Raw genomic sequence first — 22881 nt, forward strand, 5'->3', positions numbered from 1 at the left:
CGCTGGACAGCCGGGATACCCGCCGGATATTCTTGCCCCTGCCCGAGATAGTCGCGCCGCACGAAGCGGCGACCGGGCGGGGAGAGGGCTCGATGAGCTTCGACTGTACCGATCAGCAGGCCCGGTTGGGGCAGGTCCAGTCGCTGGTCCGCGCCTTCGGCATCCTCGGCGCGCTGCGCACGGCCGACGATGGGCTGACGCTGACCGAGGTCGCCAAAATCGCGCAACTGCCGCGATCGACGACCCACCGCCTGCTCACCACGATGAACGCGCTGCGCTATGTCGAGTTCGACGCGCAGAGCAGCCGCTGGATGATCGGGCTCGAGGCGTTCGCGCTGGGCGCCTCCTTCATGGAGACGCGCGATCTCGCCCGGCTCGGCCGCCCGATCATGCGATCGCTGATGATGGATGCCGGCGAGACGGTGAACATCGCCATTTCCGGCGCGGAGGGCGTATCCTATGTGGCGCAGGTGAAGCCGATGCACGACCAATGCGCCGCCATCCCCACCGGCGCGCCGCTGCCGATGCACAGCACGGCATCGGGCAAGATCCTGCTGTCGCACCTCGATCCGGCCGATTTCGATCGCTTCCTCTCCGCCCCGCAGCTGGAGCGGCGCACCGAACTGACGATCGTGGAGAAATCGGCGCTGATCGACCAATGCGCCCGCATCCGCGCCAACGGCTATGCGGTGGACGATCAGGAGCATCGCCTCGGCATGCGCTGCGTCGCCGCGCCCCTGTTCGATCGCAACGGGCGGGTGCGCGCGGCGCTGTCGATCACCGGCAGCCTCTATCGCCTGCCCGACCAGCGGCTCGCGCGCCTCGGCCGCACCCTGGCCACGGCAGCCGAGCGGATGAGCGACGAAATCGGCGGATTGCTGGCGGCTTGAGGGTGTTACCGGGCGCTCCGGATCCGGAAGGCTGGCGGCCCTGGCCGGGTGGCGCCTGCCCCGTCCCGGCGGATACCCTTATCGAAGCTCGCACGCGTTACGGCGCGGGGCCGGTGCGCGGTCGCGCCGGCATGCTCCGCTGGTCGCACGATCTCTACAATGCGTACGGAGCAGATGACATCGTCGCCTTTCGCGTGGTAACCGAATATCAAGACTGACCGGTCGGTCGATGATTCGAGTCGTCGCCGATCGCGCGTAGCGAGAGGAGGATGCGCAGGCGATGCCCACGATCGATTTCGGTCCATCGACGATCGGCTCATTACGCGAGGTACAGCTTCAGCGGATGCGGCGGACGCTGCACCATGCTTATGCGAACAGCCCCCATTATCGCCGCGGCTTCGACGCGGCCGGCCTGAGGCCCGACGATCTGAAGAGCCTCGCCGATCTGGCGCGCTTTCCCTTCACCACGAAGGCCGATCTGCGCGCCAATTACCCCTTCGGCATGTTCGCGGTGCCGATGGATCAGGTGGTTCGCATCCATGCTTCGTCGGGCACCACGGGCCAGCCCACCGTGGTGGGCTATACCGCCGACGATATCGCCATGTGGTCGAACAATGTCGCGCGCTGCATTCATGCTGCCGGCGGGCGGCCGGGGATGAAGGTGCATGTGGCCTATGGCTACGGCCTCTTCACCGGCGGGCTGGGCGCGCATTATGGGGCGGAGGCGCTCGGCTGCGCGGTGATCCCGATGTCGGGCGGCCAGACCGAGAAGCAGGTGCAGCTCATCACCGACTTCAAGCCCGAAGTCATCATGATAACCCCGAGCTACATGCTGGCGCTGCTCGATGAGTTCCGCCGCCAGGGCAAGGATCCGCGCGCCTCGTCGCTCCGCTACGGCATCTTCGGCGCCGAGCCCTGGACGGCCGAAATGCGCCGCGAGATCGAGCAGGCCTTCGCGATCGACGCGACCGACATCTATGGTTTGTCCGAGGTGATCGGCCCCGGCGTGGCGCAGGAATTCGTGACCGACAAGGGCGGCTGCACCATCTGGGAGGATCATTTCTATCCCGAGGTGATCGATCCCGAAACGGGCGAGGTGCTGCCAGAGGGATCGGAGGGCGAACTGGTGTTCACCTCGCTCACCAAGCAGGCGCTGCCCATCATCCGCTACCGCACGCGCGATCTGACGCGGCTGATGCCCGGCCTCGAGCTGCCGATGCGGCGGATGGCCAAGATTACTGGCCGATCCGACGACATGATGATCATCCGTGGGGTCAACGTCTTCCCCACCCAGATCGAGGAGCAGATCCTGAAGTGCGCCGGCCTCGCCCCGCATTTCATGATCGAGATCAGCCGCCCCGGCCGCATGGACGAGGTGTGCATCCAGGTCGAGCGGCGCGACGGGATCGATGCCGATCAGTCGGTGGCCGAGGGCCGGCGGCTGGGTGCCTTCGTCAAGGATATCATCGGCATCTCCGCCCGCATCGACGTGATGCCGCCGGCAACGGTGGCGCGGTCGGTGGGCAAGGCACAGCGGGTGCGCGATCTGCGGCCCGTCGCCGCCTGATCCCATGATGCGGCATCCGGCCCTGTAACGATCTGCTCTTCTCCTCTTCGCCGGGCTATCGTGGCGCAAAGAGGAGAGGGGTGTATGCGCGCTATCGTGTCCGGGCTGATGCTGCTCGCGGGCGGGGCCGGGGTCGCGGCGGGCCAGCCGCCCGCGCCCGGCGAGCCCTTCCGCTATGGCAACCAGCGCGTCGCCACGATCCAGGCGCCGGGCACGCCAGAGCCGGCGCCGGCCGGCCTGTCGGAATCGCCCCGCGTGCGGATGGTGGTGCTGACCGACGTCGGCAACGAACCCGACGACAGCCAGTCGCTCGTCCGCCTGCTGACCTATGCCAACGAGATGGATATCGAGGCGATCGTCGCCACGACCTCCGCCTCGCTGACGAGCGAGAACCATCCCGAACTGATCCACGCGGCGATCGCCGCCTATGGCAAGGTCCGTCCTAATCTGATGGTGCATGCCAAGGGCTGGCCCGAGGCATCGGCGCTGGCCGCAAGGGTGTGGGCGGGCTCGGCCGGCTACGGCATGGCACAGGTCGGCAAGGGGCACGACACGCCCGGCTCGCGCGCCATCGTGGCGGCGGTCGACAGCAAGGATACCCGGCCCCTGTGGGTCACGGTGTGGGGCGGTGCGGCCGATCTGGCGCAGGCGCTCTGGTCGGTGCGCGCCACGCGCGATCCGGCGGCGGTGAAACGCTTCGTGGCGCGGCTGCGCGTCCACGCCATTTCCGATCAGGACGATTCGGGCCCCTGGATACGGCAGAATTTCCCCGACCTGTTCTGGATCGGCAGCATCCACGCCTTCCGCGAATATGCCGTCGCCGGCTGGGCGGGCATCGGCTTCGATATCATCCAGCCCGATCCGGCGGTGAACACGAAGCTGGTCGATCACGACTGGCAGAAGGCGCTCGGCGCGATCGGCCCGCTGGGCGCGGCCTATCCGCTCTCGACCGGCATCATGGAGGGCGACACACCCTCCTTCCTCGGGCTGATCCCCAACGGCCTGAACGTGCCGAGCCGGCCCGATTATGGCGGCTGGGGCGGGCGCCATGCCAAGGTGAGCGCCGCCTACGGCCTTTATGCCGACGCTTCGGATACGGTGAAGGGCCTCGGCGGCATCGTCGAGCGCGGCGCGCGGGCGACGGTGTGGCGCTGGCGCGAGCCGGTGCAGAACGATTTCCTGGCGCGGATGCGATGGTCGGTCAGCCCGCGTTTCGCCGATGCCAATCATCCGCCTGCGGTCGTGCTGAACGGGCAGGGTGGCATCGCCCCGCTCGTCATCCGCGCCTGTGCCGGCGCGCGGCTGGCGCTGTCGGCGGCGGGCACCAGCGATCCCGATAGCGATACGCTCACCTATCGCTGGTGGCAGTATCGAGAGGCGACCTTCATGCTCCGCACCACGCAGACGATCGAGTTCGTCCGTGCCGAGGGGCCGGAGGCCGAACTGATCGTGCCGACGCCCTCGGTCAACGCGCCCGCCGACTATCATGTCATCCTTGAAGTGCGGGACGGTGGCCAGCCGGCGTTGACCCGCTATCGCCGCGTCGTCCTGTCGATCCAGCGGCCGCCTCTGCCGGGCGCCGCCTGCCCGGCACGAGGGTGATGCGCCGCCCGCCGCGATCGTCCCAATCTTTGCATTGTCGCGCCGCTGTTGTAGCGGATTGATATGGCATCGAACTTCACGAGCGACGATCGGGTCGAGGGGCGCGAGAGCCGGCCGGAGCGGATCGCGAGCATCCTGCGCCAGCGGATCGCGACCCACGATCTGGCGGTCGGCGCCCGTCTCCCCTCCGAAAACGCGCTGGCCTCCCATTTCGGGGTGAGTCGCGCCGCCGTGCGCGAGGCGATCGCCCGGCTGAAGGTGGAAGGGCTGGTCGAGACCCGGCAGGGCAGCGGCGCCTTTGTCCGCTCGCCCGAAACCGGCGGCGCCTCACCCGCCGACGGCCTGACCCGCGCCTCGCTCGATTCCCTGCTCGACCTGATCGAGGTGCGGCGCGTGACCGAGGCGGAGATGGCGGCGCGCGCGGCGGTGATGCGCAGCGAGCAGCAGATGCAGGCGATCGACGCCGCGCTCGACCGGCTGAGCCTGGCCGAGCAATCCGGCGGCGACGGCGTGGCCGAGGATCGCGCCTTCCACACCTCGATCGCCAACGCGAGCGGCAACATCTACTGGCGCAAGCTGATAGACGCCTTCGCGCGGCACATCAGCATCGCCATGAGCGTCACCCGTTGCAACGAGGGGCTGAGCCGCGAATTCGCCCAGCAGGTCGCGATCGAGCATCGCGAGCTGCGCGACGCCATCGCCGCGCGCGACCCCGATCGCGCGCGCGCCGCCGCGACCCGCCATATGGAAATGTCGGCGCAGCGCACGCTCAGCGCCGATCGCGATTTCTGGAGTAAGGGCGGGGCACCCGTCGTGAAGCTGCCCCACGCGCGCTAGGCGGCCGCTAGAGCTGACCGGAGACCAACGAAGCGAGGCAATCTTACACCGTTCGTCCCGAGCGAAGTCGAGGGGCGTGCCCCGCGCACAGGTGTCTCGACTTCGCTCGACACGAACGGTTACGAAAATGCGCCGGAAGCGGCTCAGGCGGCCGCCGTCATCGCCGGCAGATCGTCGTCGATGAAAGCCTGCACGATCTCGTCGAAATCGATGTCGCCGGTGAAGCCCAGGGCGCGCGCCGGCGTGTCGTCCCAGCGGCGCGGCCAGCTGCTCACGATCCGTTCCACCGCTTCGTCGTGCCGCATCGCGATCCGGCCGCGCGCAGCCTCACCGCCATGGCGGGCCAGCGCGGCGAGCATCTGCTCCACCGTCACCGTGATGCCGGGCAGGTTGATGATCCGGTCGGTCGCCAGCGCGGCGGTATCGAGGCCGGCGGCATGGATCAGATTGGTGATCGCGCGACGCGGGGAGAGCAGCCACAGCATCGTCTCGGGCGAGACCGGGCAATCGGCGGCGACGCCGGACAAAGGCTCGCGGATGATGCCGCTGGCGAAGGAGGAGGCGGCCTTGTTGGGCTTGCCCGGCCGCACGCTGATCGTCGGCAGGCGCAGCACCACGCCATCGACGAAGCCGCGCCGCGCATAATCCTTCAGTAGCAGCTCGGCGACGGCCTTTTCCATGCCGTAGGAGGAGCGGGGGTCGACCGACGGCTCCTCGTCCCCCGCGCCGCTGGGGCCGAACACCGCGACCGAGCTGGTGAACACCACGCGGGGCGCATGGCCCGCCTTGCGACAGACCTCCAGAATGTACCGCGAGGCATCGACATTGACCCGCATCCCCAGGTCGAAATTCGCCTCGGCCTCCCCGCTGACGACGGCGGCGAGGTGGTACACCACGTCCACCTCGGGCGAGATGAGCGTATCGACGAAGGCGGGGTCGGCGATGTCGCCGATCGTCTGCTCGACCAGCGGGGAGGACAGCACCATCGTCTCCACCCGATCCACCAGCGTCAGTTTCGTGACTGGCGCCATTGTGCCGTCGGGCCGGGGCACGCCGCCGTCCAGCAGCGCGCGCGCCAGCCGCAGGCCGAGGAAGCCGGTGCCGCCGGTGATGACGATGTTCATGGGCAGTCTATCCTTGTGGTCAGCTTTGCGAGGCGGCGCCGAATGTCGCGTCGAGATCGTCGATCTGGTCTGGGGTGAGCGGGCTGGTCGGCGATCCGCGCAGCAGCAGGAACAGCTTGGCGGTTTCCTCCAGCTCCTCGATCCGGTTCATCGCGTGGCGCAGCGAGGCGCCCGACACGATCGGCCCGTGGTTGGCGAGCAGCATCGCGGGATGATCGGGCGCGATCCGCATGATCGCGTCGGTCAGCCGTTCGTCGCCGGGGCGATGGTAGGGGATGAGCGGCAGGCGGCCGATCTTCATCACGAAATAGGCCGTCAGCGGCGGCAGGCAGTCGTCGGGCGACAGGCCCGCCATGCAGGAAATGGCGGCCGAATGGGTCGCGTGGAGGTGGACGATGCCTTGCGCCGCCGGCCGCGCCGCATAGATGGCACGGTGGAGGAACGCCTCCTTGGAGGGCTTCGGCCCGCCGATCACGGCGCCGGCGGCATCGACCTTGGCGATCGCGTCGGGGTCCAGCGCGCCGAGGCTGATGTCGGTCGGCGTGATGAGGATCGTGCCGTCCTCCAGCCGCACGCTGATGTTGCCGCTGCTGCCGGTGGCGAGGCCGCGATCGAACAGGGACCGGCCGCTTTCGACCATCTCGGCCCGCGCCGCTGCTTCCCGATCGGTCATGGTAACATCTCCCAGGCCTTGGACATGAAATCGTCCGACCCGAAATTCCCCGACTTGAGCGCGAGCAGCAACCGGTCGTTCGGCCCGCCGCCGCCGATCGTCCATGGCACGCCCGGATCGATCTCCGGCCCGATCCTGAGCCGCGTGACGCCCAGCCGCTGCACCACGGCGCCCGACGTCTCGCCGCCCGCCACCACCAGCGCGCGGGCGCCCTGGTCGACGAGATGCGCGGCGATCTCGGCCAGCACCTCTTCCAGCACCGCGCTGGCGTTCGGATCGAGCGCGCGCTGGCGGGCGACTTCGGCGGGATCGGCGGTGGAATAGATCAGGATTGGGCCGTCTCCGGCCTGCGCTGCGATCCAGTCCCGCGCCCTGGCGATCAGCGTGGCGGGTGTTTCACCCTCGTCGAGCGCGATCCGACAGGCCGGCATCCGCTCGCGCACGGCGGCGACCTGTCGACGCGTCGCGAGCGAACAGCTTCCCGAGATCACCGCCCGTCGCCCGCCGAGCGCCGGCAGCGGGGCAGGGGCGCCGCCCGCGTCCGCGCCCATCAGCGCCGCCCCGACCGCCACGCCCAGCCCTGACGCGCCCGACGTGAGCGGCAGGCCGGCGCAATAGGCGCCCACGATCGCCAGATCGCCGTCATCGATGGCGTCGGCGATCGCGACGGTGGTGCCGGCCGCGATCAGCGCCTGGGCCTTCGCGGCGACGGAGCGCGCCCGTATCTCACCCAGTGGGATGAGCCCGGCCTTGCCCGTGATCTGCGCCTGCAACACGCGGACCAGATCGGCGTCCTTCATCGGGGTCAGCGGATGGTTCTCCATCCCGCTCTCGTTGAGCAGCCGGTCGCCGACGAACAGGTGGCCCTGATACACCGTCCGCCGGTTGGCGGGGAAGGCGGGGCAGGCGATGCTGAAATCCGCGCCCAACTCGGCGGCCAGCGCCTCCAGCACGGGGCCGATATTGCCCTGGGGGGTGGAATCGAAGGTGGAGCAATATTTGAAGAAGATGCGCTCGCAGCCACTCTCCCGCAGCCAGCGCAGCGCCGCGAGGCTTTCGCCGACCGCCTCGGCCACCGGCGTGGTGCGCGACTTGAGGGCAACCACCACCGCGTCGAGATCGTCGGGCAAAGCCTCATTGGGGATGCCCATCACCTGCATCGTCCGCATCCCGCGCGCGACGAGTTCGCCCGCCAGATCGGAGGCCCCGGTGAGATCGTCGGCGATGCAACCCAGCAGCACAGTCATCGCCGCGTCCGTCCCCTTCGTGAAACCGTCTTGGTGATCTTTGCGACGGCGTTGACATAAAAAAATCTGTCTGGCAACTCGACAGGAACGATAAGATTGGGAGGATGGTTTTGGAGCGCGAACGGACCGACGGCGAGGATGCGCTCTATCGCAAGGTGACGCGGCGGTTCCTGCCGTTCCTCATGATCTGCTATGCCGTGGCCTACCTCGATCGCATCAACGTGGGCATCGCCAAGCTCGGTATGTCCCACGATCTGGGATTGAGCGAGGCGGTGTTCGGGCTGGGTGCCGGCATCTTCTTCATCGGCTATTTCCTGTTCGAAGTGCCGAGCAACGCCTTGCTCTATCGCCTCGGCGCACGGGTCTGGATCGCGCGGATCATGGTCAGCTGGGCGATCGTCTCGGCCGGGTGCGCGCTCGCGCAGGGGCCGGTCTCCTTCTACGTCGCCCGCTTCCTGCTGGGCGTGACCGAGGCGGGCTTCTTCCCCGGCATCATCCTCTATCTCACTTACTGGTATCCCTCGGCGCGGCGCGGGCGAATCGTGGCCATGTTCATGACCGCGATCCCGATCGCCGGGGTCGTCGGCACGCCGATCTCGGGCTTCCTGATGTCGGGGATGGACGGGCTGATGGGCTGGGCGGGCTGGCGCTGGATGCTGGTGGCCGAGGCGCTGCCCGCGCTGCTGCTGGGCCTGTGCGTCCCCTTCGTGCTCGATTCCCGCGTGGTGGACGCCAAATGGCTGAGCGAGGACGAGAAGCGCCGCCTCGCCGAACGGCTGGCGCACGATCATCGGCCGGATGCGCCCGCCCATGCCGGGCTGCGCGATCTCGTCGCCGATCCGGCGGTGTTGCGCTTCGCCGCCATCTATTTCTGCTGCATCATGGGCCAATATGGCATCACCTTCTGGCTGCCGACCCTCGTCTCCGGGGTGAGCGACGCGCCGACCTGGGTGATCGGCCTCTACGCCAGCCTGCCCTATGCGGCGGCGGTGGTGACCATGCTGCTCGTCAGCCGCAGCTCCGATCTGCGGCAGGAACGGCGCTGGCACCTCATCCTGCCCATGGTCGTCGGCGCCGCCGCGATCGCGCTGGCGCCGCTCGCCCACGGCAGCACGGGCGCCTCGATCGCCATCCTGTGCGTCGCCGCGGCCGCGATCCTCACGGCCACGCCCCTGTTCTGGAATCTGCCGACGACGATGCTCCAGGGCGTCTCCGCCGCGATCGGCATCGCCGCGATCAATTCGGTCGGCAATCTGGCGGGCTTCGTCAGCCCGATGGTGGTCGGCTGGCTCAACGACCGCACGGGCGCCACCGCCTCGGGCATGTGGGCGCTGGCCTTCGTACTGGTCGTCGGCGCGCTGCTCGTCGTGACGGCGCGGGCGCCCGGCCGCTCCGCCTAGCGGCGGATGCCGACGACCAGATCCATCACGTTGGTGCCCGTCGGCCCCGTCATGTGCAGCTCGCCCAGCCGGCCGAACAACGTGTAGGAATCATTGTTCGCCAGAGTAGTGGCGGGGTCTAGGCCGGCGGCAAGGGACCGGCCGATCGTGTCGCCATCCACGAAGGCGCCGGCGGCGTCGGTCGGGCCATCGGTGCCATCGGTGCCCGAGGAGAGCAGCGCGACATCGGCCGTACCCTCAAGCGCCTTGGCGGCCACCAGCGCGAATTCCTGATTGCGCCCGCCGCGCCCCGATCCGGTCACCTTCAGCGTCGTCTCGCCGACCGCCAGCAGCACGGATGGGCCGCGCCCGGCGATGAGCGCTTCGGCGAAGCGGTTGGCCGCGTCATGGGTGTTGCCGGTCATGGCGTCGTCGAACACGGTTACGGCATAGCCAAGGGCCTCGGCTCTGGCGGCGGCCCCGGTGAGCGCCGATCCGCTATCGGCGAGGATCAGATGCTCGTGCCTGCCGGCGGGCAGGGCAGGGGTCTCAGGCTCCTCCTCCAGCAGCGCCAGCACGGCGGCGGGCAGCCGATCGGCGATCCCATAGCGATCGATCACCGCCATCGGCGGCTCGTCGCCCGGATCGGGGCGCACGGTGGGGCCGGAGCCGATCATCGCCAGATCGCGCGTCGGCACATCGGATATGGCCAGCGTCAGCGAACTCGCCCCGCCCATCCCATCGAGCAGCCCGCCGCCCTTCACTTCGGAAAGGCGCCGCCGCACCCGGTTGATCTCCTCGATCGACGCACCCGACGCGATCAGCAATTCGGACACGCGCGCCTTGTCGGCGAGGGTCAGGGGCGGGCGGGGCGCCACCAGCAGCGACGAGGCACCGCCTGTCAGCGCCACGATCACCCGATCGTCCGGGCCGAGCCCTTCGAGACATTCGCGCATCGCGCGGGTTGCCGCCACGCTGGCCGCGTCGGGAATGGGATGGGCGGCCTCCAGCAGCCGGATGTGCCGCAGATCGCCGCCATGGCCATATTTCACCACCACGCAGCCGCGATCGATCCGGTCGCCGAACACCGCCTCCAGGCCCTCGGCCAGCGACGCGGCCGCCTTGCCGGCGCCGACCACCACGAGCTTGCCGTCGCGTGGAATATCCCAGCGCAGCGCATCGGCACCATCGCCGTAGGTCCAGCCGTCCCCATCGAAGCGGGAGTGACGAAGGATGAGATCCTGCCCCGATGCCGCGACCACGCCGGCGCGGTGGATGTCGGCGAGGATGGCCTTGAGCGAGTCGTCTACCACGCCCGCGCCATCCAAAAGATCATCGCATCGCTGTGCATGGCCTGCTCGCCCCGAAGCTCGAAAATGGTGCCGTCCGCTATGGTTGCGATGGCCGCCCGCGCGCAACCATCATCCTCCCGCTAGGTGGGAAGCGAATTTAACCTGTCTGACAACCAGCCAGATATTGCCCTGCCAAGTCGGCGATGCTAGACGACAGCCAACGTAGGAGAATCGCTCTCTCGATGGAGCGGACCGAACGGGGAGAGGACATGCACGTTATGTCTGAAACATGTGAAGACGGCGGTGAGCGGCTCGGCCAGGTCCAGTCGCTGGTGCGGGCCTTCAGCATTCTCGATACGCTCGCGGCGGACGAGAACGGCCTGACCCTGACCGAAGTGGCCAAGACCACGCGCCTGCCGCGCTCGACCGCGCATCGCCTGCTGACGACGATGAACGCGCTGCGCTACGTCGAATTCGACACCACCACCAATCGCTGGATGATCGGCGTGCAGGGTTTCTCGCTCGGCTCGGCCTTCGTCCAGTCGCGCGATCTGGGGCGGCTCGGCCGGCCGATCATGCGATCGCTGATGATCGACGCGGGCGAGACGGTCAGCATCGCCGTCGCCGATCCGTCCGGGGTGACCTATGTGGGCCAGGCGCGGCCGGTGAATTCGCGGATCGCGGCGGCACCCGGCAGTTCGCTGCCGATGCATGCGTCGGCCTCGGGCAAGGTGCTGCTGGCGCATTGGGACGAACTGGATCGCAACGCCTTCCTGTCACGCCACGAACTCGGCCGCCGCACCTCGCTCACCATCACCGAAAAGAACGCGCTGGCGTCCGAACTGTCGGCGATCCGCGCGCGCGGCTATGCGATCGACAATCAGGAAAATCTGCTCGGCATGCGCTGCGTCGCGGCGCCGGTGTTCGATCGCAAGGGGCGGGTGCGCGCCTCGCTCTCGATGTCGGGCAGCGTCGCGCGCCTCTCCGAACAGCGGCTGGCCGGGCTGGGGCGTACCCTCGCGCTGGCGGCACAGCGGATGACCCACGATATCGGCGGGCTGCTCGCGGCCTGAGCCCGCCGATCTTTCAGATCAAATCTATCGCGACGATCTCGTGGACTGCGACCGAGGGGATTTCCACCCGCAACCGGTCACCCTCGCGCACATAGGCCACGTCGGCATCCGCCTCCAGCAGCCGCACCCGCGCGATCGGCGTGGCGGCGGGCAGGGCAATCGAGACAGAGAGCCTGCCGCTCGGCAGGATGTCGCGATACGGCCCCTTCATCGTCATCGGGTTGGTCATGTTGACGATATGCGCCGTGAGTGATCCCTTCTGCCGCCACAGCGCGATATCGAACAGGCCCGGCCCCTCGACCTGAAGCGGCGGAGGCGCGGGCATCGCCCATTCGACGACGTTGCGCAGGATCGCGAGATGATCGGGCGCCATGATCTCCTGAAAGGTCCGGTCGAGGTCCATCGGCATATAGGCGACCTTGCCCTTGCCTATCTGTCGCAGGAACAGCATCGGCGCGCCGCTGTCCCCGTCGCCCTCGGTGTAGACCCGCTCCATCGGCAGATCGGGATAGGTCGGGATCAGGGTGAGCGGCGTCTCCGCGAGCGGCGCGCGGGCGGTCACATGCACCCGCGAGACCGGCCCGATCGTGCGCGGCGTATCCGTCAGATCGCGGCGGATCGGCCCGTCGCCGTGCAGCGCCAGATAGGCATTCTGCATGCGCGGCTCGATCGTCCCGGCGAAGTCGCAGCCGAACAGGTCCGCCAGCCCGAAATTCGCCCTCCGCACGCCCCATTCGTCGTAGAGCGAGGTCTCCTGCGTGGCGACGATCGTGCCGCCGTTCATCACGAACGCCCGGATCTGCGCGCATTCCGCATCGGATAGCGCCGCGACATTGGGCATCACCAGCACGTCGAACCGGCTCAGTCGATCGAGCCGGCTGGTGTGCACCGCCTCGAACGGGATGCGCGCCTCGATCAGCGCCTGATAATAGCCCAGCGTATGATCGTCGTCGCGCTTGTGGCCGGTCTTCTTGTAATAGAATGCGGCGGTGCGCGGCGAGGCGAGGATCGCCACCCTCGCCAGATTGGCCTCGTTGCGGAAATAGCGCTCGTTGCGCGCGTGCCAGAGGAAGATCTTCTCGACGACCGGCATCCAGCGCGTGTCGATCGGCTTGGCGTTGAACTTGGCGAACCACGGCCGCAGCCCCTGCGCCAGCCCGTCCGCCATCCAGATCTTCAACTCGGCCGCGCCCTGCACGGAATCCTTCCAGCGATAGGTCTCCTCGACGCCCACGCTGCTGAGCCCGCAGATCGGCTTGGCGTCCATGAAGGCGCGCGTTTCCTTGGCGAACTTGCCGTTGAGCCACGGCGCCTGAAGCGCCACCCGCGCCTGCCGGTCGATCACGAACATCCGGCATCGTTTGCCGAGTTCGGCGACATCGAGGTCCAGCTTGGGGCCGGGACGGGCATCGACGCCGGGCACGAAGAAGGCGTTCGGATTGGCCGCGACGATGGCGCGGTTCCAATGGTCGATCAACAGCAGCAGCCTGTCATGCTCCCATGTCATGAAGGCGCGGCGGACGGGATCGGCCGGGTCGTCGCTCGTCGGCAGGGGATGGCCGGTCGCCGCCTTGAACAAGGTCCGGCAGCTCTCGCAATAGCAGCCGCCATGGCCCGACCAGCGATTGCCGAAGATGCCGTCGGCGCGATAGCGCGTGGTGATCTCGCCGATAACCTTGGTCATGAAATCGAAGTTGAACGGCCCATTGCCGCAGGTGACGTACAGATCCTTCGCCGCCCAGTGCCGGCGCGGCGACCCATCCGGGTTGCGCGCGACCCATTCGGGATGTTTGTCGAGCTGCGCCTGCGTCATCGCATGCGGATCGATCCGCGCCATCACCGCCATGTCGAGATCGCGCGCGATCCTCACCATCTCCCCGAACGGATCGCGATCGCCGAGGCCGGCGCTGCGGTTCTGGTCGGCCAGCCTGCTCGGATAGAAAGCGATGCTTCCGCCGGCGCTCAGGCACACCGCCTCGGCCTTCGTCCGCTGGAAATAATCCCGCCAGAAAGCAGGATCGTACCGGCCGGGATCATCCTCGGTAAACGCGACCTGGGCCCAGCGCAGGGCATCGGTCTCCCAGCCGGCCTTGCCGCCCGGCCGCCGGGCGGCTGCCGGTGACGATGGCGCCATGATCGCGCCGATCCCGACGACACCCGCCGACAAGACCGATCGACGAGACAGGGCGTTACGCATCGCGACGATAGCCCACCGATATCCCCAGGTTCCAGATCATACGTCAGTCCTCGTTCGCCGGAAGCGATGGCTACCGAACCGGTTTCTCTCTTGGAACATCGCAGGAGGCCATCGGTCATGCACGGCATTCCGCCTAGTGGGATGCAGATCGCTGGCTTACGACAGCGCGAACTGCGGACCTCGTCGATCGCCTCTGAAAGATGTCGCCTCGGAATTTTTCCGTCTGTAATGTCCTCTCGGAGTTACCGCTTGGGAGTTGGCATGAAAACGGCATTGGTCACCGGCGCGACGTCGGGCATCGGTGAAGCGACGGTTCGGGCGCTTGCGGGGGCGGGGTGGCGCGTCGTGGCGACGGGCCGGCGGGCCGAGCGGCTCGAGGCGTTGGCTGCTTCCATCGGCGCGCAGATCCATGTCGCGGCGTTCGACGTGCGCGATGCCGATGCGACCGCCGCCACGCTCGATGCGCTGCCGGAGGATTTCCGGGGCATCGACCTGCTCGTGAACAATGCCGGCCTCGCTCTGGGCACCGCCCCCGCGCAACAGGCCGATCTCGGCCAGTGGCAGACGATGATCGAGACCAATGTCTCGGCGCTCGTCGCGATCACGCACCGGCTGTTGTCGGGGCTGATCGAGCGCAAGGGCGCGATCGTCAACATCGCATCGGTCGCGGCGACCTATCCCTATACCGGCGGCAACGTCTACGGCGGCACCAAGGCCTTCGTGCAGCAATTTTCGCTCGGCCTGCGGAGCGATCTCCACGGCACCGGCGTCCGGGTTTGTTCGATCGAGCCCGGCATGGTCGAGACGGAGTTCACGCTCGTCCGCACCGGCGGCAATGCGGCGGCATCGGACAAGCTCTACGCCGGCGCCGATCCGATGACGGCGGACGACATTGCGGCGACCGTATTGTGGGTCGCCTCGCTGCCGCCGCATCTCAACATCAACCGGCTCGAACTGATGCCGGTCAGCCAGTCCTTCGCGGGATTCCAGGTCGCCCGCGCGGACTGACCGTTCAGGCCGGCGCCGTCGCCACGCTCGACGGCCGCTGGGACACGATCGCGTACCATTCCGCCAGCGGTGCGCGGCCTTCGCGCCAGACGAACGGATTGACGACGATCTCCTCCACCCGATCGTGCAGGCCGAGTTCGATGAGCGCGATCCGCACCTTGCGGGCGAAGGGCGAGGTCGGGCTGCAATAGAGGGTGAGGCTCATGTGGGGGCCTTTTGCTGGAAGACGGTGGCGTCGAAGAAGGGGCGGACGTCGAGCGGTTTCGGCCAGAAACCGCCGGTGACGAGGCCGTCGGCGACCTTCTGGGTCAGCGCGACGATCTCGGGGCTGATCGGCTCCATGCGGAACACCGTCCGCCGCTGCATCTCCTCCACCAGCGACAGATCGACGGAGAAGGCCCTGGCGTAATAGCGGGCATATTCTTCCGGGTGATCCCGCGCCCAATCGACGCCGCGATCGAGCCGCCCCAGCATGTCGCCGATGGCGGCGCGCTTCGCCGGATCGGCGAGCGCCGCGTCCGAAGCGACGATCAGCGCGAGGCCGGCGTTCAGCCCGACGCCGTTGCGGATCACCCGCCCGCCATGCTGTTCGGCGACGATGAGATAGGGATCGTTGGTCACCAGCACGTCGATCGCGTCGGATTTGAAGGCGGCAATCGAATCGATGAAGGGGGCGTAGCTGATCGTCACGTCCCCGGCCGAAAGCCCCGCCTCGCGCAGCGCGCCGTGGAGCATATTGTCGCCACTGCCGCCGCGCGCCGAGGAGACGATGATCTTGCGGCCCTTGAGATCCTTCACCGTGCGGACGGGCAGATCCTTCTTCACGACGATGCCGACGGCCTTTTGCAGGCCGCCCAGCATGGCGCCGACGATCTTCAGCTTCACGCCGTTGGCCGCCGCGTTGAGGATGGTGATGTCGTTCGACGAGGCGACATCGACATCGCCCGATCGAAACGCCTCGAAGATGACCGATGGGGTGGCGAAGGTCGCCCATTTGAAGTCGTAGGGCGCGCCTTCCATCACCCTGGACGCATCCCCCATCGGACGCATCGAGCGTTGCTCGCCGAAGACGATGCTCGTTCGCCCGCCGGTCCCTTCCCCCCGGCCGCAGCCGGCCAGCAGGAGGGGTAGCGAGGCGAGGCCGAGCAGGAGCGGTCGCCGTGCGATCATGGGGCTCTCCATCGGATCAGAATTTTAGCCCGGCGCGGGCGTAGTAGAAGCCGCCGAAATAGCCGAACGGGCTGTTGTTGGCGTAGCGCTGCGATCCGATGACGTCGGGCACGGTGCTGCGATCGGGATAGACGTCGAACACATTGTTCGCGCCGATCGCCAGGGTGAACTGCTCGGTCAGGCGATAGCCGATCTCGACGTCGCTGATCCATTTGGCGCCATATTTCTGGTCGCTGGCGGCATTGTCGGTGAGCAGTTGCACCCCGCCATAGCGGGTCGATTTGAACGACAGGTCGAAGCGTTTGATATTCCAGTCGGCGCCGAGGATCAGCTTGGTGCGCGGCAGGCTGACGGTGTAATTGCTCTGCGCCACCCGATCGAAGAGCGTAAGCCCGATCGCGGAAAGCTGGGCGGGCGTATCCTTGATCTTCCGGATCGTCGTCTTGTTGTAATTGAAACCGAGGTTCCAGCGGATCGTGCCGAGGCCGGAGTCAGCCAGCCGCAGCGTGTAGGCGGCGACCACGTCGAGGCCGCGCGTGCGGGTGTCGATGGCGTTGGTGTTGTACGACACCGCCTGATTGGGATCGAAGCCGTTGGCGCGCAGGATGGCGGCGATGCCGGTGCCCCGGAAGGTGGTGGTGCGGGCGATGCGGTCGTCCAGATCGATCTGATAGGCGTCGATATCCAGCGTGAAGTTCCGCCCCGGCTGGAAGCTGATGCCGCCGCTCAGGTTGAACGACTTCTCCGGCTTGAGCGGGGTGGCGCCGAGCGCGAGGCCGAGCGGCGAATCCGGCTTGGCATTACGCTGGCTGGTGATGCCCGCGATCTGGCCGTTGACGATCGCCGGCGTCTGAGACCCCGTCGCGAAGCCCGTCTGCGACAGGGACGGCGCGCGGAAGCCGTTACTGACCGTGCCGCGCACCGCCAGCGTGGGCGTCAGATCGTAGCGCGAGGTGAGCTTGCCGCTCCAGGTGTCGCCCGCGCTGTCGGTATAATGTTCGTAGCGGCCGGCGACGGCGACATACCAATTGGGCGTCACCTGCGCGCCAAGATCGACGTAGCCGGCGAAATTGTCGCGCTTCAGGTCGGCCGCGTCCTCGGGCAGCACCAGCACCGCCGCCTGCGCGCCGATCGACGCGGCCTGCCCCGCGAGCGGCCCGCTGGGGAAGATGTAGCCGCCGTTGGCAAAGGCCAGCGGATCGCCGATCTTCACCTGAAACCGCTCGTAGCGATGCTCCAGCCCCAGCGAGATCTGAAGCGGTTCGGCCAGGCCGACGTCTACCGGCTGGGTGAAATCGAGATTGTTGGTCCATTGGGTGAAGATCGGCGTGAAGGTCTGGAAGTCGCTCGGCGAGGACAGGCCGAGCGAGGGGTTCACCGAATTATTCTCGAACAGGTTCACGCGGTTGCGGCCGTAGGTGCTGCTCAAATCCCACGATCCGCGCCCCAGTTCGCCCTTGATGCCGGCGGTGAGCTGATAATCCTCCTCCTTCAGCTGCGTGGTGGGTTGCAGCACGCCGCTGGCCGGCAGCAGCTGGGGAATGACGTTGACGGTGTTGGCGAGGCGGTGGCTCTGCCCCAGTTCGCCGTCGCGCTGGCCGAACGAGCCGGTGGCATAGGCGGTCACCGTCTCGCTCAGCGGCAAAGCGGCATTGGCGAACAGGTTGAACGCCTTGATCTTGGGCGTGCCGCCCCGGAACACGCGCTTGTCGATCGTCGCCTCGCGCGGATCGGGCTGGCCGTTGACGGGGAAGAAGAAGGTCTGGGTCGAGGGGTTCACCCGCAACGTCCAGTCCTGCTTCTTCACGTCGAACGAGAGGTTGAGGAAACCGCCGGTTCCGCCGACCGGCAGCCCGATATTGCCGCTGGCATAGACGGTCTCGCCATCCTGCCGCCCCTCGAACTTGTACCGCTGGCCGAGCGTAAGCCCCAGCGATCCGCCCTTGGCGGAGGATTTCAGGATGATGTTGATGACGCCCGCGATCGCGTCCGATCCATATTGGGCGGCCGCGCCGTCGCGCAGGATTTCGATATGGTCGATCGCGCTCATCGGGATCAGATCGAGATCGACCGAATTGGCGCCGATCGCCTGGCTGTCGGCGGCGGAGAAGGGCAGGGCGCTGTTGTGCCGCCGCTTGCCATCGACCAGCACGAGCACATGCGCGCCGCTCAGGCCCCGCAGGCCGGCGGGCTTGGAAACGGTGCCCCACGTCGCATTGCCGCGCGTGTTGACCACGAAGGACGGGGCGAGGCTCTCCAGCGCATCCTTCAGCGCGGTATTGGCGCCGCCGGCGCGGGCGAGCTGGTCGGCGCTGAGCACGTTGATCGGCACGGGGCTGTCGGCGACGATGCGGCCGCTGCCGCGCGTGCCGGTGACGACGATGGTGTCGGATTGCTCCTCCGCCGGGGCGGCGGGGGCAGGGGCAGGGGTGGGGGCAGGCGCGGGCTCGGCCCCTGCGCTGCCGGCGGTTGCCAAGACGACGGCAAAGCCCAGGCCGTTGATCCACGGGGGTGAAACGATCTTGCGTGACATGTCGGTCTTTCGGCTGGATGGCCCCGTGGCGCACGGGATCGTCCGCGCGTCCCCCTTTTCGGACGAACGGGTCGTCCGGGGCCGCGCCGGCCCCGGATCGGCAGATGTGGTGGGTGGTTAGGCGGCGGGCAGCGTGAAGCGGCGGGCCGGGTCGCGGAACGGCACGTAATCGCTGCCGACCACGACGCGCTCCATCACGCGGGGGAAATCGCCATAGTCGCGGATCGCGGTGTGGAGCGTCGAGCGATTGTCCCACACGGCGATCGAGCCTTCCTTCCAGTGGAAGCGGACGTGATGCTCGGGGCGCTGCACTTCCTCGTACAGCTCGGTCAGCAGCGCCTCGCCCTCGGCGCGATCGAGGCCGATGATCGTGGGGAACATGATGAAATCGACGAACAGCAGATCCTCGTCCGTCTCCGGGTGATTGATGACCGCCGGGTGCGCGATGATCGGATGCGCCACGCCCTTGCGGTAGAGATCCTTATATTCGTGGGCGATGAAAAGCCCTTCCAGCCTGGCCTTCAAGCGGTCCGGCAGCGCGCGATAGATCGAGCCGGTGTCGGCAAAGATCGTGTCGCCGCCCACGTCGGGCACATGCACGGCGCGCAGGCTGGTCGCGAAGGCGATCGGCGAGGTCCAGCTGCCGTCGGCGTGCCAGGTGCGGGTCTTCTCGACATAATCGTCCTCCTTGCTGGGCGGGACGATGGCGTGGACGCCCTCGGGCAGATCCTGCTGGCGGCGCTTCTCGCGCAGCTGCTGGAGCGGGTGGATCACCGGCGGGCCGAAGCGGGTGGTGAAGGCCAGCTGCTGCTCGCGGGTGATGTGCTGATCGCGGAAGAAGATCACCTTGTGCTTCACGAGCAGCGCGCGGATCTCGTCGACGACAGGCTGTTCGAGCGGCTGGCTGAGATCGACGCCGCTGATCTCGGCGCCCAGCGTTGGTTGGACGGGCGTGACGGTGAGTTCGCCCTGCTGGTAGGGGGAAAAGATGGGAGCGGTGGCCATAAGAAGTCTCCTGGGTTGGATCGGGACGATCAGGCGGGATCGGTGAAGATGCTGGGGCGCCAGGCGAGCGTGTGCCGCTCGAGCAGGCGGACGAAGGCGTCGGTCAGCAGGCCGAGCAGGCTGTAGACGAGCAGGCCGACCATGATGACGTCGGTGCGCATGAAGTCGCGCGCCTCGTTGATGAGGTAGCCGATGCCCGAGGTGGCGTTGATCTGCTCCACCGCGATCAGCGCGAGCAGCGACACGCCGAGCGCATAGCGCAGGCCGACGAAGAAGGAGGGGAGGGCACCCGGCAGGATGACGTGCCAGATCAGCTCGCTGCGGTTGAGGCCCAGGCTGCGCGCCGCCTCGATCAGCTTGCGATCGACGCCACGGATGCCGCCGTAGAGGTTGAGGTAGATCGGCGTCTTCACCGCCAGCGCGATCAGCAGCACCTTGGTGGTCTCGCCGATGCCGAACCACAGGATGAACAGCGGGATCACGCCGAGGAAGGGCAGCATCCGCAATATCTGCATCAGCGGATCGGCCGCCATCTCGCCCCGCCGCGACAGGCCGGCGATCAGCGCGACGATCACCCCGGCGGACAGGCCGATCGCGAGGCCGATGGCCGATCGCTGGAGCGAGATCGCCAGATGGCTGGCGAGCTTGCCGGACAGGACCAGCTCCAACGCCGCCTCCAGGATCGCCGAGGGGGCGGGCACCACGTCGCCGGGGATCCAGCCGATGCGCGAGGCCGCTTCCCACACGAGCAGCAACAGAACGGGGCTCAGCAGCCGCGATCGATCGACCGCGCCGCGCAGCCGATCGACGGCGCGGGGGGCGGCGGGTTCCTCGAACGGCACGGCGGGCGGCGCGGCCTGGAGGGCGTGGGTGGCCATCAGGAAACCCCCCGCAGCAGGCGGACGGGGCCATCCGGCGCCTCGTCCACGCCGAGCTGCTCGAGCAGGCGACGGCGGATCGCGCGGAATTCGACATGATCGGGCGAGCGCGGCGCGGGGAGGTGGATCACCTCCTCATGGCCGATCCGCCCTTCGGACAGGACCAGCACGCGATCGGCCAGGGTCACCGCCTCATCGACATCGTGGGTGACCAGCAGGACGGCGGGATTGTGCGCGGCGCAGAGCTTGCGGACCAGCCGGTGCATCGAGATGCGGGTGAGGGCATCGAGCGCGCCGAAGGGTTCGTCGAGCAGCAGCAGCTTGGGTTCGCGCACCAGCGCGCGGGCGAGCGCCACGCGCTGGCCCTGGCCGCCCGAAAGCGTCGCGGGCCACGCATCGGCGTGATCGGCGAGGCCGACCTCGGCCAGCGCGGCCTCGGCCCGGCGGCGGCCATCGGGGCCGCGCAGGCCCAGCACGACATTCTGCCACGCCCGCTTCCACGGCAGCAGGCGATGTTCCTGAAAGACGGTCGCGATGGCGAGCGGCGCGTCGATCGACCCGCTGTTGAGGCGATCGAGCCGGCCGATGGCGCGCAGCAAGGTCGTCTTGCCCGAACCGCTCCGCCCGAGCAGCGCCACGAACTCGCCGGGGGCGATGTCGAGGTGCAACCCGTCAAGCACGGTGGCCGCGCCGAAGCGCTTGTGGGCGGCGCGGATCTTCACAGCGGGCTCGGTGCCGGTGGGGCTGGCCATCGTCAGCCACCCCGCCGGGCGGAGGCGTGGCGAGGATCGGAAGCGATCGCGCTGTGCGGCAGTCTCATACGCACCTCATTTATCTACTGATGATGTAGAGAATGATTCATTATGCGCGTCAAGCATCGCATTCCGGCGATAGCGGGCGGATTATGCGATGCTAAATTCCGATAAATCAGGCGCTTAAACATGCGCTATGGGCGCGGCGAAGCAATTCTATGCGCATGCCCTGTCAGCGATCATGCGGCAAACGCGCGAACAATATGCGCGGCGGGCATATTGTTATACCGTCGCCGCATGGATATGGCCGATCCAGACATCGGGATCGCTGCCATGAAGATGGACGACATCATCGCCTTCGACGCCGTGGTCGAACACAAATCGATCAGCCGCGCGGCGGAGGCGTTGCGCCTCACCCAGTCCGCCGTCACCCGCCGCATCCAGAATCTCGAGGATTCGCTCGGCGTCGAGCTGCTCAGCCGCCAGACCCGCCCCTCGCGCCCCACGCCGATCGGCCTGCGCGTCCATGAACAGGCGCGCAGCGCGCTCCGCCAGCTCGAACAGATCGGCCAGATCGTGCAGGAGGCGGCGCCGCCCGCCGGGGGCATGCGGATCGGCATCCCGCAATTCCTGAGCGAGGCGATCGCGATCGGGGCGATCGCCGAACTCGGCGCGCAATTCCCCGCGCTCGACATCCGCGTGACGACCGCGACGACGCCGGCGCTGCTCCACGGCCTGCAAGCCGGCGAACTCGATGCCGCCGCGCTCGTGCTGCCCCGCCTCGGCCAGTTGCCGGCGCCGCTCACCGGCCATCCGCTGGGGCCGCTGCCGATGGCGGTGGTGGCGCGCAGCGGCGATCTGCCCGCCGCCAGCTACCGTCTCTCGCAGGTCCACGATCGCGGGTGGGTGCTCAATCCGGGCGAATGCGGCTTCCGCAACGGCCTGCGCGACGCGCTCGACGCGCAGGGCCTGCCGATGCGCCTCAATCTCGATGTGGCGGGTGTGGAGGTTCAGCTCGGGCTCGTCGCCGCCGGCCTCGGCCTGGGGCTGGTGCCGGCGCACATGCTGCCGGCGAGCGCGCATCGCGGCGGCATCGCGCCGGTGCCGATCAAGGATTTCGAGCTGCGCAACGATCTCTGGCTGGCCCGCCCGCCGATGCTCGGCCGGTTGACGCAGGCGGCCATGGCGTTGAGCGGCATCATCCGAAAGGTTCTTTGAGCTGTCGCCCCCAAGGTGCTGCCTCCCTCACCCGGACCAATGGCAGCCTCCGCATGGAACCTGCTCAGCTCCCGACGAGCACGCACTCTCCGATGCCTTCAACGGCGGAGTCCACATTCGGGTACACCGGGAACCGATCGGCCAGCTCGCTGATACGCAGCACGTCTCGGAAAGCTTTCTGCGTGTTGCATAGTCGGACCTGCACACCGAGAGGGGTGGCGCGCACGATCAGCATGAGGAGGACGCGCAAGCCGGCGGCGCCGATATAATCAACCTCGCTCATGTCGAGGATGAGCGCCAGTCGCCCGTCCTCGACCAGTTTGAGCAATTGGTTCGCGCAGCCCTCGGCCGAGCGGCTGTCGAGCCGGCCGTCCATCAGGACGACCGGAACATCCTGCACTTCGGTTTCGGTCAGCCGCATCGCTCAGTCGCCCGC

The 22881-nt window shown here is 67.9% G+C and carries 20 protein-coding genes; 8 read left to right on the top strand and 12 right to left on the bottom strand.

Going from position 1 to position 22881, the window contains the following annotated elements; genetic code table 11:
* Positions 1-92: 92 nt before the first annotated feature.
* From PQ455_RS02650 to PQ455_RS02665, 4 genes are all read left to right on the top strand, one after another.
* Positions 93-890 (top strand): IclR family transcriptional regulator, encoded by a 798-nt coding sequence (locus PQ455_RS02650; RefSeq protein ID WP_273688960.1) that lies wholly within the window; start codon positions 93-95, stop codon positions 888-890.
* 280 nt (positions 891-1170) lie between these two features.
* A complete protein-coding gene (gene paaK, locus PQ455_RS02655) occupies positions 1171-2457 on the top strand; it encodes a phenylacetate--CoA ligase PaaK (protein ID WP_273688962.1) in 1287 nt (428 codons plus the stop codon).
* An 84-nt stretch (positions 2458-2541) separates the two neighbouring features.
* Positions 2542-4059, top strand: a complete 1518-nt coding sequence (locus PQ455_RS02660) for a DUF1593 domain-containing protein (protein ID WP_273688964.1) — start codon at positions 2542-2544, stop codon at positions 4057-4059.
* 63 nt (positions 4060-4122) lie between these two features.
* Positions 4123-4896: a FadR/GntR family transcriptional regulator gene (locus PQ455_RS02665; RefSeq protein WP_273688966.1), complete on the top strand. Its 774-nt coding sequence runs from the start codon at positions 4123-4125 to the stop codon at positions 4894-4896.
* Between the two features lie 143 nt (positions 4897-5039).
* Here PQ455_RS02665 and denD read toward each other — a convergent pair whose 3' ends face one another.
* The 3 genes from denD to otnK are packed head-to-tail and all read right to left on the bottom strand — an operon-like array spanning position 5040 to position 7940.
* Positions 5040-6020 (bottom strand): D-erythronate dehydrogenase, encoded by a 981-nt coding sequence (gene denD / locus PQ455_RS02670; protein ID WP_273688968.1) that lies wholly within the window; start codon positions 6018-6020, stop codon positions 5040-5042.
* 19 nt (positions 6021-6039) lie between these two features.
* Complete coding sequence (otnC, locus tag PQ455_RS02675) at positions 6040-6693, bottom strand: 3-oxo-tetronate 4-phosphate decarboxylase (RefSeq protein ID WP_273688970.1); 654 nt, start codon at positions 6691-6693, stop codon at positions 6040-6042.
* The gene (gene otnK / locus PQ455_RS02680) at positions 6690-7940 is read right to left on the bottom strand and encodes a 3-oxo-tetronate kinase (protein ID WP_273688972.1); all 1251 of its coding nucleotides are present in this window, start codon (positions 7938-7940) and stop codon (positions 6690-6692) included. Before otnK ends, otnC begins: the two co-directional genes overlap by 4 nt.
* Before the next feature lie 110 nt (positions 7941-8050).
* Between otnK and PQ455_RS02685 the strand changes: the two genes are divergently transcribed.
* Positions 8051-9340 (top strand): MFS transporter, encoded by a 1290-nt coding sequence (locus PQ455_RS02685; protein ID WP_273688974.1) that lies wholly within the window; start codon positions 8051-8053, stop codon positions 9338-9340.
* On the opposite strand, the gene PQ455_RS02690 is transcribed toward PQ455_RS02685, so the two are convergent.
* Positions 9337-10632, bottom strand: a complete 1296-nt coding sequence (locus tag PQ455_RS02690; protein WP_273688976.1) for a glycerate kinase type-2 family protein — start codon at positions 10630-10632, stop codon at positions 9337-9339. The genes PQ455_RS02685 and PQ455_RS02690 overlap by 4 nt on opposite strands.
* Positions 10633-10889: 257 nt before the next feature.
* Here PQ455_RS02690 and PQ455_RS02695 point away from each other — a divergent pair, with 257 nt between their 5' ends.
* Entirely contained in the window at positions 10890-11684 is a 795-nt protein-coding gene (locus PQ455_RS02695) for an IclR family transcriptional regulator (protein ID WP_273688977.1), read from the top strand.
* Positions 11685-11697: 13 nt separating this feature from the next.
* On the opposite strand, the gene PQ455_RS02700 is transcribed toward PQ455_RS02695, so the two are convergent.
* Entirely contained in the window at positions 11698-13881 is a 2184-nt protein-coding gene (locus PQ455_RS02700; RefSeq protein ID WP_273688979.1) for an alpha-amylase family protein, read from the bottom strand.
* Positions 13882-14142: 261 nt separating this feature from the next.
* Between PQ455_RS02700 and PQ455_RS02705 the strand changes: the two genes are divergently transcribed.
* Positions 14143-14889 (top strand): SDR family NAD(P)-dependent oxidoreductase, encoded by a 747-nt coding sequence (locus PQ455_RS02705; RefSeq protein ID WP_273688981.1) that lies wholly within the window; start codon positions 14143-14145, stop codon positions 14887-14889.
* Between the two features lie 4 nt (positions 14890-14893).
* On the opposite strand, the gene PQ455_RS02710 is transcribed toward PQ455_RS02705, so the two are convergent.
* From PQ455_RS02710 to PQ455_RS02735, 6 genes are all read right to left on the bottom strand, one after another.
* Positions 14894-15094 carry a glutathione S-transferase N-terminal domain-containing protein gene (locus PQ455_RS02710; RefSeq protein ID WP_273688983.1) on the bottom strand — a complete coding sequence of 67 codons (201 nt, stop codon included), beginning with the start codon at positions 15092-15094 and terminating at the stop codon, positions 14894-14896.
* On the bottom strand, positions 15091-16059 hold the full coding sequence (locus tag PQ455_RS02715) for an ABC transporter substrate-binding protein (protein ID WP_273688986.1): 969 nt from the start codon (positions 16057-16059) through the stop codon (positions 15091-15093). The genes PQ455_RS02710 and PQ455_RS02715 overlap by 4 nt, the downstream gene beginning before the upstream one ends.
* Positions 16060-16075: 16 nt before the next feature.
* The gene (locus PQ455_RS02720) at positions 16076-18592 is read right to left on the bottom strand and encodes a TonB-dependent receptor plug domain-containing protein (protein ID WP_273688988.1); all 2517 of its coding nucleotides are present in this window, start codon (positions 18590-18592) and stop codon (positions 16076-16078) included.
* 117 nt (positions 18593-18709) lie between these two features.
* Entirely contained in the window at positions 18710-19597 is an 888-nt protein-coding gene (locus PQ455_RS02725; RefSeq protein ID WP_273688990.1) for a TauD/TfdA dioxygenase family protein, read from the bottom strand.
* A gap of 29 nt (positions 19598-19626) precedes the next feature.
* Entirely contained in the window at positions 19627-20475 is an 849-nt protein-coding gene (locus tag PQ455_RS02730; RefSeq protein ID WP_273688992.1) for an ABC transporter permease, read from the bottom strand.
* Positions 20475-21227 (bottom strand): ABC transporter ATP-binding protein, encoded by a 753-nt coding sequence (locus PQ455_RS02735; RefSeq protein WP_273688993.1) that lies wholly within the window; start codon positions 21225-21227, stop codon positions 20475-20477. Before PQ455_RS02735 ends, PQ455_RS02730 begins: the two co-directional genes overlap by 1 nt.
* Before the next feature lie 333 nt (positions 21228-21560).
* Between PQ455_RS02735 and PQ455_RS02740 the strand changes: the two genes are divergently transcribed.
* On the top strand, positions 21561-22445 hold the full coding sequence (locus tag PQ455_RS02740) for a LysR family transcriptional regulator (protein ID WP_273688994.1): 885 nt from the start codon (positions 21561-21563) through the stop codon (positions 22443-22445).
* A 64-nt stretch (positions 22446-22509) separates the two neighbouring features.
* Here PQ455_RS02740 and PQ455_RS02745 read toward each other — a convergent pair whose 3' ends face one another.
* Positions 22510-22866 carry an STAS domain-containing protein gene (locus PQ455_RS02745; RefSeq protein ID WP_273688995.1) on the bottom strand — a complete coding sequence of 119 codons (357 nt, stop codon included), beginning with the start codon at positions 22864-22866 and terminating at the stop codon, positions 22510-22512.
* Positions 22867-22881: the final 15 nt, after the last annotated feature.

This window comes from Sphingomonas naphthae (assembly GCF_028607085.1).
Taxonomy (GTDB): domain Bacteria; phylum Pseudomonadota; class Alphaproteobacteria; order Sphingomonadales; family Sphingomonadaceae; genus Sphingomonas_Q; species Sphingomonas_Q naphthae.

Excerpts from the sequence above, each read along its gene's own strand:
- PQ455_RS02740 (WP_273688994.1), top strand. The coding sequence starts at position 21,561 with ATGAAGATGGACGACATCATCGCCTTCGACGCCGTGGTCGAACACAAA.
- otnK (WP_273688972.1), bottom strand. The coding sequence starts at position 7,940 with ATGACTGTGCTGCTGGGTTGCATCGCCGACGATCTCACCGGGGCCTCC.
- PQ455_RS02705 (WP_273688981.1), top strand. The coding sequence starts at position 14,143 with ATGAAAACGGCATTGGTCACCGGCGCGACGTCGGGCATCGGTGAAGCG.
- PQ455_RS02695 (WP_273688977.1), top strand. The coding sequence starts at position 10,890 with ATGTCTGAAACATGTGAAGACGGCGGTGAGCGGCTCGGCCAGGTCCAG.
- PQ455_RS02710 (WP_273688983.1), bottom strand. The coding sequence starts at position 15,094 with ATGAGCCTCACCCTCTATTGCAGCCCGACCTCGCCCTTCGCCCGCAAG.
- PQ455_RS02715 (WP_273688986.1), bottom strand. The coding sequence starts at position 16,059 with ATGATCGCACGGCGACCGCTCCTGCTCGGCCTCGCCTCGCTACCCCTC.
- PQ455_RS02735 (WP_273688993.1), bottom strand. The coding sequence starts at position 21,227 with ATGGCCAGCCCCACCGGCACCGAGCCCGCTGTGAAGATCCGCGCCGCC.
- PQ455_RS02725 (WP_273688990.1), bottom strand. The coding sequence starts at position 19,597 with ATGGCCACCGCTCCCATCTTTTCCCCCTACCAGCAGGGCGAACTCACC.
- PQ455_RS02730 (WP_273688992.1), bottom strand. The coding sequence starts at position 20,475 with ATGGCCACCCACGCCCTCCAGGCCGCGCCGCCCGCCGTGCCGTTCGAG.
- PQ455_RS02700 (WP_273688979.1), bottom strand. The coding sequence starts at position 13,881 with ATGCGTAACGCCCTGTCTCGTCGATCGGTCTTGTCGGCGGGTGTCGTC.
- otnC (WP_273688970.1), bottom strand. The coding sequence starts at position 6,693 with ATGACCGATCGGGAAGCAGCGGCGCGGGCCGAGATGGTCGAAAGCGGC.
- PQ455_RS02745 (WP_273688995.1), bottom strand. The coding sequence starts at position 22,866 with ATGCGGCTGACCGAAACCGAAGTGCAGGATGTTCCGGTCGTCCTGATG.
- denD (WP_273688968.1), bottom strand. The coding sequence starts at position 6,020 with ATGAACATCGTCATCACCGGCGGCACCGGCTTCCTCGGCCTGCGGCTG.
- PQ455_RS02660 (WP_273688964.1), top strand. The coding sequence starts at position 2,542 with ATGCGCGCTATCGTGTCCGGGCTGATGCTGCTCGCGGGCGGGGCCGGG.
- PQ455_RS02665 (WP_273688966.1), top strand. The coding sequence starts at position 4,123 with ATGGCATCGAACTTCACGAGCGACGATCGGGTCGAGGGGCGCGAGAGC.
- paaK (WP_273688962.1), top strand. The coding sequence starts at position 1,171 with ATGCCCACGATCGATTTCGGTCCATCGACGATCGGCTCATTACGCGAG.
- PQ455_RS02650 (WP_273688960.1), top strand. The coding sequence starts at position 93 with ATGAGCTTCGACTGTACCGATCAGCAGGCCCGGTTGGGGCAGGTCCAG.
- PQ455_RS02720 (WP_273688988.1), bottom strand. The coding sequence starts at position 18,592 with ATGTCACGCAAGATCGTTTCACCCCCGTGGATCAACGGCCTGGGCTTT.